The 2,051-nt window shown below is 67.4% G+C and carries 4 protein-coding genes; all 4 read left to right on the top strand.

Annotated elements, in window-relative coordinates; all coding sequences use genetic code 11:
* Positions 1–292: hypothetical protein (locus tag VGM51_13885; protein ID HEY3414126.1), on the top strand; the 292-nt coding region annotated here is incomplete at its 5' end.
* Positions 289–1,125, top strand: coding sequence for a DNA (cytosine-5-)-methyltransferase (gene dcm, locus VGM51_13880; protein ID HEY3414125.1), 837 nt, complete (start codon positions 289–291; stop codon positions 1,123–1,125). The genes VGM51_13885 and dcm, both read left to right, overlap by 4 nt.
* Positions 1,122–1,487 (top strand): hypothetical protein, encoded by a 366-nt coding sequence (locus tag VGM51_13875; GenBank protein ID HEY3414124.1) that lies wholly within the window; start codon positions 1,122–1,124, stop codon positions 1,485–1,487. The genes dcm and VGM51_13875 overlap by 4 nt, the downstream gene beginning before the upstream one ends.
* Before the next feature lie 124 nt (positions 1,488–1,611).
* Entirely contained in the window at positions 1,612–1,854 is a 243-nt protein-coding gene (locus tag VGM51_13870; protein HEY3414123.1) for a hypothetical protein, read from the top strand.
* The last annotated feature ends 197 nt before the right edge of the window (positions 1,855–2,051 follow it).

Below are 2,051 nucleotides of genomic sequence, written 5' to 3'. Positions count from 1 at the left end.
CGGCATCGTCTACCCGCCGACCGGGACGAGCCTCGACTCGTGGGAGGCGGACAACCCGTCGCAGCGCGCGGTCCTGATCCGGGCCATCCGGGAGCAGCCGGGGCTCCTCTCGACGTGCTTCCGGGGCTCGAAGTCGTGGGGTGACATCATCGCCAAGCTCCTCCGCCGGCGCGACGAGATCCGGGAGGAGCAGCGCGCCATCCTTGTCTGCCAGCAGGTGGACGAAGTACCATCGCACCGTGAGGCTGCGTCGTCGTTGCAGCAGATCATCCAGCGGATCGCCGACTCATGAGGGAGCTGACCTTTGGATCGTTGTTCACCGGGATCGGAGGGATCGATCTCGGCCTCGAGCGCGCCGGGTGGACCTGCAAGTGGCAGGTCGAGTGGGACCCCTACTGCCAGCACGTCCTCGCCCACCACTGGCCCGATGTTCCCCGATGGGGAGACATCACCCGCGTTGACTGGTCATCGGTCGAGCCCGTTGACCTCATCGCTGGCGGGTTCCCCTGCCAGCCCATCTCCGTCGCGGGGAAGCAGGCAGCCCAGGACGATGTTCGGTGGCTCTGGCCCGAGTTCGCCCGTGCCGTCAGCGTTCTACGACCGCGGTACGTGCTCGTGGAGAACGTCCGAAACCTCTTGGCTGTCAACGGAGGACGAGCCCTCGGGGAAGTCCTCGGTGACCTGGACACCCTCGGGTATCACACAGAACGGCATGTCATTTCCGCTTCCGACGTTGGAGCTCCGCACCTCCGCGAACGGCTCTGGATCGTTGCCCGGACCGAACAGCCAGGGCCTCTGGCCGACGCCAACCACCGGGGATCACTCGACGCGGTTCGCCCAAGGCGGGATGCCGCTGGGGATGGCGGTGCGGATGTGGCCGACGCCGCCCGTCCAGGACGCCAAGAACAACGCCGGGCCATCGCAGTGGAACCGGAACAGCGACCCGCTCAACGTGGCGGTGAAGCGCTTCCCAACACCACGGGCGGAAGGGATGGACTCGATGGGTGCGGACCCTTCGAAGTCGCTGCTGCAAGCGCCCCGCACGGAACCCGGTGGGCAACTGAACCCGACGTGGGTCGAGTGGCTCATGGGGTTCCCGCTCCATTGGACGGAGGTGACATATGAAGCGGGCCGCCGTGCGAAAGAGAGCCCAACGGGCTGTGCCTGCCATGACGACGTGCGAGGACTGCGGGGCGGTGGAGAGCCTACAGCGGCACCACCCCGACTACTCGCAGCCCGAGACGGTCGTGATCCTGTGCCAGGACTGCCACGCGAAGCGGCACGTCGAGGCGGGGACATGGGGCCACGGGAGCAAGGTGCCGAGGTCGTGCGCGATCTGCGGGACGGAGTTCATCCCGAAGCACTCCAAGAAGGGGATCACCTGTTCGCGCCCATGCCTCTCGGAGTTGGGCCGCAGGAACGCGCAGAAGCGATGGGGTGGTGGGATCAAGAGCCCGACATCCCGCGTGTCGCCCACGGGGTCGTGAACCGTGTTCACCGACTGCGAGCACTTGGCAACGCCGTCGTTCCTCAGATCCCTGAGGAGATCGGGCGGAGCCTCCGGGGGTTGATGCCGTGACCGAGGCCGAGCTGAAAGCGCGGGTCGTCAGGATGGCCCATGACCTGGGCTGGCTCGTGTTCAGCCTCCCGATGGTCCGCAACAAGCGCCCGGTGAATGGCGCGAGTGGCTACCCCGACCTCACTTTGGTCCGGCAGCGGAAGGTGCTGTGGCTCGAGCTCAAGCAGGACGGCGAGGCTCCGAGCGCCGAACAGGAGCGGTGGCTGTCCGAGCTCCCGGCAGGCTACGTCGTCAGGCCGCGGGACCTCGAGGATCTGCCGAGGTTGCTGGCGTGAACGCCTCCGCGGCTGAACCCGGAGGCGGTTTAGGTTCCGAGATGGACCCCGAGCCCGATCCCGAGCGCGTGAAGGAGGCGGAAGCCATGTCCTGGTGGAACTTGCTCGACCTCTCGCTGCGGCGCATCTCCGGTCTGCCCGAGGGGGACCCGACGACTGCGAGCGTCACCGGGGGGCCGCTGGGCCGCTACATCACC

The sequence above is a fragment of the Armatimonadota bacterium genome, from assembly GCA_036504095.1.
Lineage (GTDB): Bacteria > Armatimonadota > DTGP01 > JAKQQT01 > JAKQQT01 > DASXUL01.
This window is presented reverse-complemented; position numbering and strand designations above follow the sequence as displayed.